Annotated in this window: 13 protein-coding genes and 1 pseudogene; 3 read left to right on the top strand and 11 right to left on the bottom strand. The window is 65.1% G+C overall.

Features of this window, described 5'->3' with window-relative positions:
• Positions 1-296: 296 nt before the first annotated feature.
• The 8 genes from ACODTJ_RS27025 to ACODTJ_RS26990 form a co-directional block, all read right to left on the bottom strand.
• Complete coding sequence (locus ACODTJ_RS27025; RefSeq protein WP_488851027.1) at positions 297-1151, bottom strand: hypothetical protein; 855 nt, start codon at positions 1149-1151, stop codon at positions 297-299.
• A gap of 300 nt (positions 1152-1451) precedes the next feature.
• Positions 1452-1739 carry a hypothetical protein gene (locus ACODTJ_RS27020; RefSeq protein ID WP_488851025.1) on the bottom strand — a complete coding sequence of 96 codons (288 nt, stop codon included), beginning with the start codon at positions 1737-1739 and terminating at the stop codon, positions 1452-1454.
• Positions 1739-3277 carry a YfjI family protein gene (locus ACODTJ_RS27015; protein ID WP_488851023.1) on the bottom strand — a complete coding sequence of 513 codons (1539 nt, stop codon included), beginning with the start codon at positions 3275-3277 and terminating at the stop codon, positions 1739-1741. Before ACODTJ_RS27015 ends, ACODTJ_RS27020 begins: the two co-directional genes overlap by 1 nt.
• Positions 3277-3510: a hypothetical protein gene (locus ACODTJ_RS27010; RefSeq protein WP_488851021.1), complete on the bottom strand. Its 234-nt coding sequence runs from the start codon at positions 3508-3510 to the stop codon at positions 3277-3279. Before ACODTJ_RS27010 ends, ACODTJ_RS27015 begins: the two co-directional genes overlap by 1 nt.
• Before the next feature lie 189 nt (positions 3511-3699).
• Positions 3700-3945, bottom strand: coding sequence for a hypothetical protein (locus ACODTJ_RS27005; protein ID WP_488851019.1), 246 nt, complete (start codon positions 3943-3945; stop codon positions 3700-3702).
• Between the two features lie 172 nt (positions 3946-4117).
• Positions 4118-4864, bottom strand: a complete 747-nt coding sequence (locus tag ACODTJ_RS27000) for a hypothetical protein (protein WP_488851017.1) — start codon at positions 4862-4864, stop codon at positions 4118-4120.
• 184 nt (positions 4865-5048) lie between these two features.
• Positions 5049-5810 carry a hypothetical protein gene (locus ACODTJ_RS26995; RefSeq protein WP_488851015.1) on the bottom strand — a complete coding sequence of 254 codons (762 nt, stop codon included), beginning with the start codon at positions 5808-5810 and terminating at the stop codon, positions 5049-5051.
• A 62-nt stretch (positions 5811-5872) separates the two neighbouring features.
• Positions 5873-7165: a tyrosine-type recombinase/integrase gene (locus ACODTJ_RS26990; RefSeq protein ID WP_488851013.1), complete on the bottom strand. Its 1293-nt coding sequence runs from the start codon at positions 7163-7165 to the stop codon at positions 5873-5875.
• Between the two features lie 149 nt (positions 7166-7314).
• Between ACODTJ_RS26990 and ACODTJ_RS26985 the strand changes: the two are divergent.
• The 3 genes and pseudogenes from ACODTJ_RS26985 to olsB all read left to right on the top strand — a co-directional run.
• A pseudogene (locus tag ACODTJ_RS26985) lies at positions 7315-8637 on the top strand (YifB family Mg chelatase-like AAA ATPase); the annotation flags it as partial.
• Positions 8638-8729: 92 nt separating this feature from the next.
• Entirely contained in the window at positions 8730-10817 is a 2088-nt protein-coding gene (locus ACODTJ_RS26980) for a hybrid sensor histidine kinase/response regulator (RefSeq protein ID WP_454658728.1), read from the top strand.
• A 96-nt stretch (positions 10818-10913) separates the two neighbouring features.
• On the top strand, positions 10914-11867 hold the full coding sequence (olsB, locus tag ACODTJ_RS26975) for a l-ornithine N(alpha)-acyltransferase (protein ID WP_454658727.1): 954 nt from the start codon (positions 10914-10916) through the stop codon (positions 11865-11867).
• Here the strand turns inward: olsB and ACODTJ_RS26970 are convergent, their stop codons facing one another.
• From ACODTJ_RS26970 to ACODTJ_RS26960, 3 genes are read right to left on the bottom strand one after another with little or no spacing between them, the layout of a single operon-like run.
• The gene (locus ACODTJ_RS26970; protein WP_454658726.1) at positions 11868-12734 is read right to left on the bottom strand and encodes an SDR family oxidoreductase; all 867 of its coding nucleotides are present in this window, start codon (positions 12732-12734) and stop codon (positions 11868-11870) included.
• Positions 12731-13969, bottom strand: a complete 1239-nt coding sequence (gene queG, locus ACODTJ_RS26965) for a tRNA epoxyqueuosine(34) reductase QueG (protein WP_454658725.1) — start codon at positions 13967-13969, stop codon at positions 12731-12733. The genes ACODTJ_RS26970 and queG overlap by 4 nt, the downstream gene beginning before the upstream one ends.
• Positions 13867-14559, bottom strand: a complete 693-nt coding sequence (locus tag ACODTJ_RS26960) for a glutathione S-transferase family protein (RefSeq protein ID WP_454658724.1) — start codon at positions 14557-14559, stop codon at positions 13867-13869. Before ACODTJ_RS26960 ends, queG begins: the two co-directional genes overlap by 103 nt.
• Positions 14560-14665: the final 106 nt, after the last annotated feature.

Raw genomic sequence — 14665 nt, 5'->3', positions numbered from 1 at the left:
AGAAATGAAACCCAGGACTCTCCCTCAGACCGGAGGAAAAAAGGGTCTCAGGTCACCTCAGATGCGACGCGCCCTAGAAAATGGGCTCAATACCGCAGTTCGTGTGGGTCACGAGATTGGACGGGTGTGCAGCTTCTTGAACAGACCCTCTCAAAGAGAGGCTGTAGCGCCACGGCGCGTGGCGAGTGGAATGCCCGTGTGGAGGGTATTTGAGGTCCCCAATTTCGGGGGGGCGCAAATATTGGGGAGACCCCTCAAATTGAGGAGACCCCTTTTGATGCTGGGATTTCCGGCTTCTATGCGTCTCGCCGGCGCCGGACATTCCCCACGGTCTGGGGGGACACGCCACAGCGGCGCGCAACCTCTCGCTCGGAGAGTTCCGGATGGCAGACCAGCATGGTCATCACGTCGCGCTGCTTGTCGGCGTTGGTGCGACGGTTAGGTGCAGGTGGTGCAGGAGTGGCCGAAGGTATTACGTTCGTCGTGATACCTTGCGGCTGTCCACTTTGGACGGCAGCGCGCAGTCGCTCCAGCTCCTCGGCCATGGCCTCGAAATCGTCGGAGAGGCTGGCGGCGAGCGCCATGTCGTCGTGCACGTCGCGCGTCACCTCCGAGCCGCAGACCATGCCGAGCCAAGCCATCCTCGCCCGCCGGTCGTCGATCGTCACAGCAGGTCGCGTGTCCAGAAGATGCTCCAAGCCTGAAATCCGAGCCAGGATATGGATTGGCATCTCGTAGTGCCGATTGGTCGTTTCTCTCTCGTGGGCCAGGCGCTGCCACCTGCAATGCTCCACCCAGATCCCGGCGAGGTCATCCGGAAACGGAACCGCCAGGTGCAAGGCCTGCATCATCCGCGCCGGAGGCGGCCCCGCGACCCAATCGTCATAGGCGATGACGATCAGCTCCCCGTTTATATCGGCCAACCGATAGAGGTTGAGGCGTAGGGAAAACTCATCGTCGGGTTCGTCTCGAGGAGCTCGACCGAGCATATCCCACAGCCTGTCCTCGTCGAGTCCGGCCGCGCCAGCCATCTCGACCAGCGCGCTCTCGGCCTCCTCCTGGTCGATGTGCGACACGGCAGGATCCTGCGTCCGGATCCAGAGTGACCGGACCAGGGCAGCGTCCAGTTTCGACGCGGTTGCCGACATCATGATTGCTGGTCTCCGATTTCGGCATCACAGCCGCGTCCTATGCCGAGCGCTTCGGCAAACAACGGGGCCAGGGTCGAGTCAGCGAAAGGCTTGTCGGCAAGGCCAGCCACATAGCGATGCGGTTCGATGGTGAGGCCGCAGCGCCAGCCGTCGCCATCTCGCGTGAGGATCGGGCATGGACCTTCGCGGACGCCAGCCAAGTCACGTGCTAGCCGACAGGGGCGAATGATGCAGCACTGGCCGCATCCGTTGCAGGGCTTGCCAAAGCCTGGGTAGGGCGGAGCGTTCCCAGACTGCATGTCAGTGAACCGTGCCGCTGATCTGGATGCGGGCGAGCCGTTCGGCCTCGGCCCGAGGGAGGTGGTGATCGTATTCGAGGATACCGGCGCGCTCGTCGAAGGCCGCTTGCAGATCCTCCGGCGAGAGGCCCGCAGTTTCTGTCTCTGCGGCTCCTGCTTCGGCATAACCCCCTGCTACACTTGCTACATCTGCTACGCTTTGGGGCTGATCGGGCTGAAACGTAGCAGGATTAGCAAACGTAGCAGGGGCGTCCTCGGCTACGGGATCGTAAAATGGGCGATAGGCCATCACTCTCCCCCCTCGTCGAGAAGCAGAAAACGCTTCGGCCGGGCGTTGATCTCACGAACCCAGCCGTGAGCCTGGAGCAGGGCGGTCGCGTCATCGGCGGCAGCCTTAGTTCGGGTGGCAGTCGGCCCGAGTTGCAGGATGTCCCGGAACCCGATTTCCGGCCTGTCGCGCGAGCGCAGCCAGTCGAGCAGCGTCTGGGCTCGCATCAGCTTCGGATCGAGCCGGGATGCGTGGGCGAGGCGGAGAGCTTCGCGGAGATACCAGTCAGCAAGGCCGATACCGCAGCGCATTGCGTCGAGATCGATATGGCTGGCACCGTGGCTCTCGATGGCGGCAACCACCGCGGCAATCCGAACGGCGTTCTCCGCCGCTTTCGCCGCAACGTCGCGGATGACCTTGAGATCACCTTCGGCTCCGCATTCGGCCTCAACGTGATTGAAGAATGCGACCCATTCCGCCTCCGCCTGTGCGTTCAACGCGAGGGGAACCGGGTCAAGTTCATTCGCAAGGCCAAGGCATCGGGGCGGCTGTTCGAGGAGGCCCAGGACGCGCTTCCCGTAGGCGGCAATCGCGTGCTCGTCCTCCAGGCTGGCTTTCCGATACATCCGGTGCCCGGCGATCGAGGTAGGTGCGGCAAGCAGGACGCGAGAGAGCAAGCCCTGATCCCGCAAAGTGCGATCCGACAGAAAGCCGGCTGCCGCGTCAGGCTGAATCATCAGGTGTGCCGATAAGCGCCGGCCCGACAGCGTAGTTACGCCATCCCCCGCGCGAACTCGAACGACGCCGTTACCATCCCATAGGGTGGAGAGCATGGCCGCGGTTCTGAGCCTATTGTCGTCGTTCATGCCGTGGCCGGCTGTGAACTGGCCACCTTCGGCACTAAAAACGCCGAGCGCGCCGTGCATGGACGCCCAGTTCTTGGTTAGGCCGTCAGGCGTCACGTCGCCTGAGGTGAGAACCGGAGCGAGAGGCCTAGCGGGCTCGTCGCCCAACTCCTCCAGGCGGCTGCGGCGTTCATCGTGCTCGATCTTGGCATCGTTCTCGATCTTGCGCTTTGTGGCGGCCCAGGCGGCGTGATCCAGCTTCCAGCTACGGATGAGGATTTCGTACTCCTCGCGGAGCCGTTTTTCGTGAGCCCGAACAGGCCAGTTCGCCTCATTGTCAGTGGACGATTTCCGGTCACCGGAGGCGGCAATCGTAATGAAGAAGAGGCTGCAAGGGCGGACCTGGCCGAACGGCAGGCGAACGTCAAAATGCGCCTGCGCTGCCAACGCCGCGGTGCTGAGGACCGACTGCGCCGCTAACTCAATGGGCGCCTGCACCTTGGAGGCGATGGCTTCCGCCGCCAGCCTCATCGTCGGACCGAGGTTCGCGACAGGATAAGGGGCGGCCGGAGCAAGAGGAGGAAACAGAGGCAGAGGGTGTTCCGCGTATTTCTCCCGAGTTGCCCGAGCAGGGTTCTCGCGAGAGAGAATGGACGGCGCGAAGCGCGCCGGCCTGAGTTCGAGATCCGAGGTATCGATGCGCTCGAATGCCATCAGCCGGCGCTCCTCTTGTTTTCAGCGAGCGCGCCGAGATCGTTGACGATGCCAGCAACCGCTTTGACGCGGGCTACCAAGCTGGAGAGCGAATAGCGGAAACCGGGAGTATCCCCGGCCTCAAGGTAGCTTTGCCCCATACCAGCGTGCAGGGCGACGAAGCCAAGTTGCTCGTGGATGAAAGCCTCCGCGTCGATCGCGGAGGAGCGAGTGTTGAGGGAGGAGTTCGTCACGACCGCGCCTCCCGAGGACCAATGCCGGCGAGATCAGCGACGAGCGCCGCAACCGAAGCGGAGAAGCCAAACCGAGCGCGAAGAATGTTGATCGCGGCCGGTGGTGTGGTAAGGTCCCAATCGCTGCCTGCCCGGTAAGCGAATTCGGACCTCACGGACGCCTTGCCGGGCGCCGTGGGGTTTTTCGTTTCAGTCATTGAGTGACGCACCCTCCTTCAACTGGGAGGTAGAGCTGACCTTGCCGCTGATGCGCGCCTGCGCCCAGCTATCCAGATCGGCCTTGTCATAGATCGGGAAGCGCGAGGCCTTCCGAAATAGCGGGCCGCCGCCGACCACGGCGAGCTTGGCGAGATACTTTTCGGAACAGGGAAGGCGGTAGCGGTCGCGGATGTAGGCGGACGCCTCATCCCGTCGGAGGGGAGTGCTGTGGAGCATTTTGGTTCCTGACAAAACGCAGCGGCGGCGCCGGTGCTGTCAGGAATATTGAAGGGCGCGAGCGTAGAGCGCAGCAACTCTTGATGGAGAAAAATACAGTAATTTCAATATCTTGGTAGGGATCAAGATAGGTAAGGTTGGTAAGGTTGGTACCCGATACCAATTTTACCCACTACGTGTCCCAGACGGCGAGAGCGCGATTCTCGTCAACAGCGCGTCGAGCCGCGGGATAGGCCCCTTCGAAAATCTTCCGCAGCGCCTGAAACCCAAGCTTCAGGTCTTCGCCCCTGTCCTCCATGCACGCCTTGGCGCGTCCATGCGGTGTGGCCGGCAGTGTCCCGGCCGCTTCGCGCTGGATCTTCCAAGCGCGAGCCACCCGCATGGTGTCTATGACGCGATCCAAGCCGGGACCGGATGCCTTTGGCTTTTTTGCAGAAAGCTTTGCCGGACTGTTGATGGTTGCCTTGAGCAAATTGGCTCCTGTCGCCTCCGACAGACTGTCGGGAGAGGCATCAAGAATCTGCGCCATTGAACGACAGAACCAGGACAGAAACTGCTCGCGATCAACTATGGCATCCTCCCACTCGCCATCACGCCCGCTGTCGAGGATAGCTTCGACAGAAGCATTGGCTGGAGTGTCGTCGATCTTGTTTCCGCTGAAGTAGCTGAAGCCCCGTGGCTTGAAGAAATAGGCGCTCGGTATTGGTTCCGACTGCGTGGATCTCGCTCGGCGGCCTTCCAAAGCGATGTCTCCTCGGAAGCACGCATCGCTCATCAGCGCATCAAAGCGAGCAAAGAAGGCCAGATCACGCACCCTCGCTTCTTCCTCGGTGAGCTCGGGAAGCAGGGCGTATGATGCGTACAGAGAGCCTGGCGCGGGATAATCCTCCCGCTGCGAGACATCGCTGACTTCCTTCAAGGTCGCAGTCGCATTTGACCAACTCCACCCCGTAAATGCCCACGTGAGGGCCTCCTGGAGCCGAACTACCTTTCCTTCGGGCAACCCCAACCTGACGACCAACGTTGAATCTCCATCGAACCGTTACGCGGAAGGAAAGCCAGGTGGTGCGGCCTAACTTTTTCGGCCGGACTTGCCTCCCAAGTTACTCATCTTTCCAGAACGGGACGATTTGCCCGCTTTCCGCCGCCTTCAGGGCAGCAGGATACGTCCCGCTAAATATCTTTCGCATTGTTTCGATGCTCAGTCGTATTTCGTGGCCCCGAGCATTGAAGCACTCTATGGCCTTTCCTCGGGCAGAGGGTGGCACTTTCGGCTTGTCGCGGGCATTCGCTTCTCGCAGCCAGTTATGCATCGCTCTGACCGCATCAACGAGGTGGTCGAGCTTTGGGCCCGGTTTTGGCTTGGGTGGCTCGGCCAGCCGGATCAACTCGGTCGATTGTTGAAGCCGGGTGTTGAACTCTGCCAATGCTCGCTGGAGATCTGGGCCGCTGACCAAGACATCGAGCCAGTCAGAGTCCGGCCCAGGCGTCACCGTTTCGCGCAGCCGGTCATCTCGATACAGATCCTCAGGGGAAGCATGAAAGCCGAGCCGTCCAATACCCTCTGCCCCGTAAAAACTCCGCTGCCGCACAAAATAAGAGACTGGGATGTCCTGTTCCGGGCCGATAGGTACATCGCCGTGAGGTGTCGCTGGCCACCCCCTGATCCGCAAACGGCCTCTGAAGGCCGCTCGGCCAAGGAATCTTGAGATAATTTCGAGTTCGTCACCGTTGACGTAGCCTTGGAGCCCGTCTTCAAATTGGCTGGGCTTAGCCACGTTGGCGCGCTCCAGAAGAACAATGACGACCTCGAGTGGTAGCCAGGGGTATTCGTATGGATTGGGCTCGTCCTCGATATTCAACATGATCTCCGAACTACCAAGATGCGGCGTGCTCTTCCGGCGGAATAGAGCCAGAACGTAAACGTTCACCTGCGCTTTCGTTTACCTCTCTCCATGGGAATGACATCGGCCTCGGGCCGCTTGCCGTGCTTCATCAAGTCGTCAATGTGCTGGGTCAGTTGGTCCGCCGCTGCCAGGAGCGCGGCATCCAGCTTGTGAATGTATCCGGCAGTGACGCCGCTGCGCGCATGGCCTAGCAGCGTCTTGATGGTGGGATCAGAAAAGCCAAGGTCATCCGCATGGGATGCCAGCGAATGGCGCAGGCCGTGCGGGGTGACGCCCGGAACGACTGGCTTCAAGCTCTCCGTCCATATCCGGGGGAAGTCCTGAAACCAAGGCGTCTTGCCTTTGACGGCCGGGAATATGTAGTCGGACGGGCGATTGCGCTTCAGCGCGGCTTCCAGCACCGCCGCTGCCGCCAAACCTAGCGGACGAACGCTATAGCCGGTCTTCGTGTCGCCCAGCCTGAGGCGCCGCGCGCGCAGATCAACTTCATCGAGGCGCAGCTTTTCAATCTCGCTTCGGCGGCAACCTGTCAGTGCGAGCAAGCGCCCGATCGCGATTGCTTGCCATCGCGTGCCAGCCTGCTCCAGTTCATCGAGCTTTGCCCCGAGGGCGTGATAGCCCTCTGCCTCAAGCCGAACTTGGCGCCTACCGTCCTTCCGCTTTTTGATGCCGTGAGCGGGGTTGTCGGCGCGATAGCCCTCTTCGATCGCGTAGGAGAGGATTGCGCCGAAGAGCCCGAGAGTTCGGGCGGCGGTGCCTCCACCGCCTGTCACGATCGATCGGCCGCCGGCATCCGTCTTTTCGTTGCGTGCCGTCTTCCCGGCGGTGACATCGCGAACGAAGCCGCGAACGTCAGCGGCGGTCAAATCCTTCACCGTGCGGTTGCCGAGCAGCGGGATAATATGTCGATCAATTCGGCCTTGGTCGATTTCGAGCGTGGTCGCTTTCTTGGGCCGACCGTTCTTGGTCAGGATCAGGCCGGCTTTTGCTTTCTCCAGATACTCGCGGCAGAGCTGCGCGACGGTCTTGGCGTCCCGATCAGCAGCCTTCTGCTCCGCTGGGTCCAAGCCCTTGGCAGCATCCCTCAAATGGTCCTTCGCAATGTCGCGGGCCTCGTCCGGGGTCAGCACGCCATAGCGACCGATGGTGAGCCGCCGGCTGCGGCCATTCTTGTTGCGATACTGGACGAGGAACGACTTGGCGCCGCTCGGCTTCACGCGCAGGCCGAACCCCGGCAAGTCGTCATCCCATAGGAAGACATCCGAGCCTTTCGGCTTGGCGGCGTCGATCGTCCTGATCGTGAGACGTGCCATGTCGGGTAAGCACCGGGTAAGCAGGCCAGGGTAATGTCAGGCGCGTTGAGGATACGCCAATCGCCATTGAGATCATCTGAATCTGGCGCATTTGCAAGGGCTTGTCCACATCGCGAAATTCCGGGTAACTCGGCGTAATCCCGCAATAGCTGCCCAAGGAGGGCAGCCATTACGACCTGCCGATCGCGCTCGCCGTGATGGCCGCGATCGGGGCGATCCCGGCCGATGCTCTGTCCGGCTACGCGGTCCTCGGCGAACTGGCGCTCGACGGCTCGATCGCGCCGGTGGCGGGCGTCCTGCCGGCGGCGATCGCGGCCTATGCGAGGGGGCAAGGCCTGATCTGCCCGGCGGCGTCTGGCTCGGAAGCGGCCTGGGCCGCTGCGGATATCGACATTCTGGCGCCGCGTTCGCTGATCCAGCTCGCCAACCATTTCAAGGGCACGCAGGTGATGGCCCGACCCGAGCCGGCCGTGGCGCGCCAGGCTGGCCCATTGCCGGACCTGGCCGACGTCAAGGGCCAGGAAAGCGCGCGGCGGGTGCTGGAGATCGCAGCAGCGGGCGGGCACAATCTCTTGATGAACGGGCCGCCCGGTGCCGGAAAGTCGATGCTGGCGAGCCGTCTGCCCTCGATCCTGCCGCCGCTCTCGCCGCGCGAGCTGCTTGAAGTCTCGATGGTTCTGTCCGTCGCCGGAAAGCTGGCCGAAGGCGCCCTGACCGACCGGCGGCCCTTCCGCGCGCCGCATCACTCGGCCTCAATGGCGGCGCTCGTCGGCGGCGGCCTGCAGGCCCGGCCGGGCGAGGTCTCGCTCGCGCATCACGGCGTGCTTTTCCTCGACGAGTTGCCGGAATTCCAGCCGCAGGCGCTCGATGCCCTGCGCCAACCGATGGAGACCGGCGACGTCCTGATCTCCCGCGCCAATCACCGCGCCGTCTATCCCGCGCGCTTCCAGCTCGTCGCTGCGATGAACCCCTGTCGCTGCGGCCGGGCGACCGAACCCGGCTACGCCTGCCGCCGCCAGCCGAACGAGCGCTGCATGGCGCAATACCAGGCGCGCGTCTCCGGCCCGCTGCTCGACCGGATCGACATCGCGATCGACGTTCCCGCCGTGACGGCGGCGGACTTGATTCGCCCGGCCGCAGGAGAGAGCTCGGCGATGGTCGCGGCGCGTGTCGCCACGGCGCGCCATATCCAGGCGTCGCGCTTCGAGAGCCTCGGCCTTGGTCACGTCATGACCAATGCCGCCTGTCCGGTGTCGGTGATCGAGGAGGTCGCGCGGCCGGACAATGCGGGGCTTGCACTTCTGCGCGACGCGGCGGAGGCCCTGCGTTTGACGGCACGCGCCTATCATCGCGTGCTCAAGGTCGCCCGCACGCTCGCCGATCTCGATGGGGAGGCGAAGGTCGGCCGGTGTCATCTCGCCGAAGCCCTCTCTTACCGGGCGCGGGGCGAGGAACTCGTCCAGGCCGCCTGAGGCCGAGGGTTAATGGACCCTCCTCTCGAACCGGTCGAATTCGCGGCTTTCGCCGGCCGCTTTTTCAAGGTGGTCTGCGTAGATCGAAGGGCATGGCTTCTTCGATCTGGTCATGGTTCGCCTTCGCGGCGCTGCTTCTCCCCACAGGGGGCGTCGTCCTGTGGCTGCTGCGCCAGCGCAGCGGCCTGCGTAACCAGATGGCCGCGCTCGCGCACGATGTCGAGGCGCTCAATGATCGGCTCTGGAATCTCGCGGACAGCGAGGAGCGTTACCGGAGCCTGATCGAGGCCCAGGGCGACCTGATCGTTCGGCGCGACGGCATCCGGATCGTCTATGCCAACCGCGCCTACGCGGCCTTGTTCGGCGCCGGGGAGCAGGATCTCGTCGGCAGCGAGATGCTGCTGCCGCAGCTCGCCAGCCGTCCGATCATCCTGCTCGAGGGCGGCGCCCGCAGCTTCGACGAATGCCTCGCCACCTATGAGGGTGAACGCTGGATCTCCTGGATCGAGACTGCGGTGCCCGGCCCCGGCGGGCGCACGCTGATCCAGCGCGTCGGCCGCGACATCTCGGCACGCATCGCGAGCGAGGATGCGCTGGTCGAGGCGCGAGCGCGGGCCGAGGCCGCAAACGAGGCGAAGTCGCGCTTCCTGGCGACCGTCAGCCACGAGTTCCGCACGCCGCTCAACGGCATCCTCGGCATGGCCGACCTCCTGACCGATACCGGTCCCGATGCCGAGCAGGCGACCTATGTCGCGGCCCTGCGCACCTCCGGCGAAGCCCTGCTCGCGCTGGTCGACGATATCCTCGACTTCGCCAAGGTCGAGGCCGGCAAGCTGGAGTTGGTCGCGGAGCCCTTCGATCCGGCCCAGCTCGTCGAGACCGTCGCGGAACTGATGGCGCCGCGCGCGCAGGCCAAGGGCATCGAACTTGCAGCCCATATCGCGCCCGACCTGCCGGCACGGCTCGTCGGCGACCGCGACCGGCTGCGCCAGATACTGCTGAACCTCGTCGGCAACGCGGTGAAGTTCACGGAAGCCGGCGGTGTCGGCCTGAGCCTGGCCCGAACCGGGGATCGCCTCGAGATCACCGTCGCCGATACCGGGCCGGGCATCCCCTCCGACCGGCTCGACATGATCTTCGGCGAATTCGAACAGCTGGATCATGGTGCTGCCGCAGGTCAGACCGGCACCGGTCTCGGCCTCGCGATCGTGCGCCGTCTCGCCCGCCTGATGGGTGGCGAGGTTCAGGCCGAAAGCCGGCTCGGTGAGGGTGCGACCTTTCGCGTCACGCTGCCTCTCGCGGCGGCGGCTGACGCGCCGGACGCGCGGATTCCGCATTGGCCGGGGCAGCATATCCTGCTCGTTTCGCCGGCGCCCTTCGCCGTGCGCTTCCTGGCCGAAACGATCCGGACGACCGGGGCAGCCGTCTCGATCGCCGGCACGGTCGAGGCCGCGCGGGCAAAGCTTGGCGGGGGGCTCCCGGTCACGGCGGTGCTGATCGATCATGCGCTTGGCGATGCGCCGGCAAAGGAGTTGGCCGCGGCCGCTGCGGCGCTCGGCATCTGCAATTGCCTCATCCTGCTATCGCCTCATGCCCGCCGGCAGTTCGGATCGCCGCAGGCGGCCGGGTTCTCCGGCTTCCTGATCAAGCCGGTGCGAACGCGCTCGCTCTACGAGCGACTGGGCAACGGCCTTCAGCCTGGGCCGTCGGTTGCGGGGGAGCCGGCCGCGCTGGCCGCGACGCTGATGCACCAGCCCGGCGCCGGCCTGACGGTGCTGGTCGCGGAAGACAACGAGATCAATGCCCTGCTCGCGACGCGCACGCTGGAGCGCTTCGGCTGCACGGCGATATGGGCGCGCGATGGGCGTGAAGCCTTGAAGCGGGTCGAGGCCAGCTTTGCCGGCACCGCGCCGCCCTTGGCGCTCGCGCTGCTCGATGTACGCATGCCCAAGATGACGGGGCTCGATTGTGCCCGTGCCGTGCGTGCGCTGGAGCGACGGTTCGGCCGCGCCGCCACGCTGCCGCTGGTGGCTGTCACGGCCAATGTCTCCGCCACGGACCGGGCTGCCGCCTTCGCCGCCGGGATGGATGATTGCCTGGCGAAACCCTTGGAGCGCGAGGCCCTGCTCCGTTGGCTGGAGCGCCTGTCGCAAGCGCCGGCCGGCAGTCTGACGGCTTGACGGCCGTCATCGCTCCGACGCAGTTTCGTCGCGAAGTTGTAAGATCATCGGAGCAAGCCTACCTCATGCCGGTAGCGGCAGGAGATGAGAGAAGCGATGGCATTGCACGTTTCTGGAAGCAAGAACGCGCTGCCCGGTCGGTTTTCAGCCGGCAATCCGTTCTCGCGCTTCGCCCCGTTGATATTGATGAAGGGTGGAGCCATGCGCCGATCCGGCGCCGAAATCGACGAAACGCCGCTATCGGGCACGCTTGGGCGGCTCGGCTCGCTTGAGGTGCGGCTGGCTCGCGGTCCGCGTGAGATCTGGCGGGCGCAGCGCCTGCGCTATCGCGTATTCTATCAGGAAATGTCGGCCAAGCCCGATGTGATCTCGCGCATGTTCCGTCGCGATGCCGATCGTTTCGACAAGGCCTGCGACCATCTCCTCGTTATCGATCATGCCGCGCGTGGCCGCTTCGGCGGGATCAAGCCCAAGGTCGTCGGCACCTACCGTCTGATGCGCCAGAGTGCGGCCGAGCGCCTCGGCGGCTTCTATACGCAGGGCGAGTTCGATCTCGCACCGATGCTGGCGCTCCATCCGGGCAGCCGCTTTCTCGAGCTTGGCCGCTCCTGCGTGCTGAAGCCCTATCGCACCAAGCGGACGGTCGAGCTTCTCTGGTCGGGCATCTGGGCCTATCTGCAGCATCATCGCATCGATGCGATGTTCGGCTGCGCTTCCTTCGACGGCACCGATCCGGATGCGCTGGCGCTGCCCCTGAGCTTCCTGCATCACCATGCCCGCTCGGAGGGAGCGTGGGCCGCGACCGCGCATGCCGAGCACTTCGTCGGCATGGACCGCCTGCCGCCGGAGATGGTCGACGCCAAGCTCGCGCTCAAGCAGTTGCCGCCTTTGATCAAGGGGTATCTGCGGCTCGGCGCCCGCTTCGGCACCGGCGCGGTCATTGACCGTCAGTTCGGCACGACCGATGTGCTCGTCGTGCTGCCGGTCGCCGCGATCGACAAGCGCTATGCCGACTATTACGGCGGCGAAGGCCCCCGCCACGCGGCCTGACTATTCGCCGGCTGCTGCCAGGGCGCGCAGCGCCTCGCGATAGGTCGGGTAGCGGAAGGCATAGCCGAATTCCCGCTTCACCAGCGCGTTCGAGACGCGCTTGCTCTCGCCATAGAAGCTCGCCGCCATCGGCGAGAGCTGAGCCTGCTCGAACGGGATCTCCGGCGGCGGCTCGAGCCCCGTCAGTTCCGCCGCGAAGGTGATCACGTCCTGCGGCGGGCCGGGCTCGTCGTCGGTGACGTTGTAGATCGCGCTCTGGCGTGGCTGCGCCAGCGAGGCCATCAGCACGCCGGCGATATCGTCGACATGGATGCGGTTGAAGACCTGGCCTGGCTTGATCAGCCGGTTCGCAGTGCCGTTGCGCAGCTTGGTGATGGCGTTGCGGCCAGGGCCGTAGATGCCCGACAGGCGGAAGATCTGAACGGGCTTGCCGCTATCGCGGCCGAGCTGAAGCCAGGCCTCCTCGATCTCGACGCGCTGGCGTGTGCGAGCATTGGTCGGGGACGGCGGCGCGGCCTCGTCGATCCAGGCGCCGCCCTGATCGCCATAGACGCCGATCGTGGAGAGATAGCCGATCCAGCGCAGGTTCGGGGCGGCCATGAGCGCCGCGCGCAAGGGTCCGAGCGCCGGATCGCCATCCTCCGCCGGCTGCACCGAAACCAGCACGGCATCGGCCTCCGCCACCGCCTTGGCGAGCGCTGACGAGACCGCGAAGCCGCCGAAGACCAGCGTCCGGATGCCCTCGCGGCTGAGCTCCGCGGCCTTCTCGGCGGAGCGCACGGTGCCCGTCACTTCCCAGCCTCGCACTAGGGCGGCGCGCGCGAAGAAGCCGGCGGAATAGCCGAGGCCGAGGATCAGGATGTTCATGCGGCGTCTTCCGTCTGGGGCGTGAGCGCATGCCATTCGGCACGCACCTGCGGGTCGGTTTCATCGGCGAGTCGCACAAGGGCGAGTTGGCCGGCGCGTTTAGTATCGAGCCGCCCCAGCGCCCAGACCGCCATCGCACGGACCAGCGGCGAGGGATCGGCGAGATGGGGCAGGGCGCTGTCGATGAGCTCCGGCCGGCCGCTATTGCCGATCGCGATCAGCACGTTGCGCAGGAAGCGGTCGCGCCCGGTGCGCTTCACCGGCGTGCCCGCGAAGAGCGTGCGGAAGGCGGGATCGTCGAGCCGGGCGAGCGCGGCGAGGTCGAGCCCGTCGAGCTCGCCCTTGAGCGCCAGTCGCGTTTCCTGTGCGGCCTCGGCGAACTTGTTCCAGGGGCAGACGGCGAGGCAGTCGTCGCAGCCGAAGACGCGGTTGCCGATGCCGGGCCGTAAGGCGGCGTCGATATGGCCGGCATGCTCGATCGTGAGATAGGCGATGCAGCGGCGCGCATCGAGCTGGTAGGGCGCCGGGAAAGCGTCGGTCGGGCAGATATCGAGGCAGCGCCGGCAGGAGCCGCAATGGTCGCGCTCGGCCGCGTCTACCGGCAATTCGGCGGTGGTGTAGATCGCCCCTAACAGCAGCCAGGAGCCGTGCTCGCGCGAGACCAGGACCGTGTGCTTGCCCTGCCAGCCGAGCCCGGCCGCCTGTGCCAGCGGTTTCTCCATGACCGGCGCCGTATCGACGAAGACCTTCACGTCGGCGCCGCCGCGCGCGGCGAGCAGCCCCGCGACGCTCTTCAGCTTGCCCTTGATGACGTCGTGATAGTCGCGCCGTCTCGCATAGAGCGAGATCGCCGCCTTGTCGGGATGGGCAAGGATCGCGAGCGGATCGCCCTCGCCGGCATAGTTCATGCCGAGCATGACGACGGAGCGGACCTCGCTCCAGAGCTGGCGCGGATCGGCGCGCTGCGCCTGCCGCTCTTCCATCCAGCCCATCTCGCCTTGGTAGCCGCTCGCAAGCCAGGCCTCGAGACGGCCCGGCGCTTGCGGAATCGCATCGGCACCGGCGACGCGCATCACGGCGAAGCCTTCGGCAAGCGCGCGCTCGGCGACGGCGCGCTTGAGCTTCTCGGCCTTCAAAAATCCAGATTGTCGTAATGGGCGCTCGGAGCCATGCCGGGTATGCGGTCGCTCAGCAGCGGCCGGAAGCTCGGTCTCGACTTGATCCTCGCATACCATGCGCGAGCCGCCTCATCCTCTTCCCAGGGCACGTCGCCGAGATAGTCGACGCAGGACAGATGCGCCGCCGCCGCGAGATCGGCATAGCTCATCTGCGCACCTGCCAGCCAGTTCCGCTTGGCCAGCAGCCAGGAGATATAGCGCAGATGATAGCGCACATTGGCGCGCGCGGCGCGGATCGCGCTCATTTCCGGCGGGCCGCCGCCCTCGTCGCGGCTCATGAAGCGCTTCATCACCTTTTCCAGCACGAGCGGGCTGGTGATCTCGTCATGGAACTTGATGTTGAACCAGTCGAGCAGGCGGCGGACCTCGACGCGTTCGCCAGGCCCTTCCGGCAGCAAGCGGCGGTCGCCGAGCGCGAGCCCCCGCGTCTCGTCGAGATACTCCGCGATCGGCCCGGCGCCGGGCACGGCGAGTCCGTTCTGCTCCTGGAAGACGGGCGTCGTGCCCGCGGTATTGAGCTCGATGAACTCCCGCCGGCGCTCCCAGACGCGTTCCTCGACCAGTTCGGCCTCCATGCCGAACTCGCTGAGCACGAGGCGGATGAAACGCGAATGCGGGCATAGCGGGTAATGATACAGGGTCGCCATGGCACTCATGAAGACTGTGAAGCAGGCAAAATGCGACGGAAGCAGGGCCGCCGGGCTTGCAGCGACCCGATAGGCGACGGCGGCTTGCTATAGTCATGCCGGAAAA

The organism is Allobosea sp. FG18 (assembly GCF_057809495.1).
The sequence above is the reverse complement of the archived record's forward strand: the minus strand, read 5'-3'. Positions and strand labels throughout refer to the sequence as shown.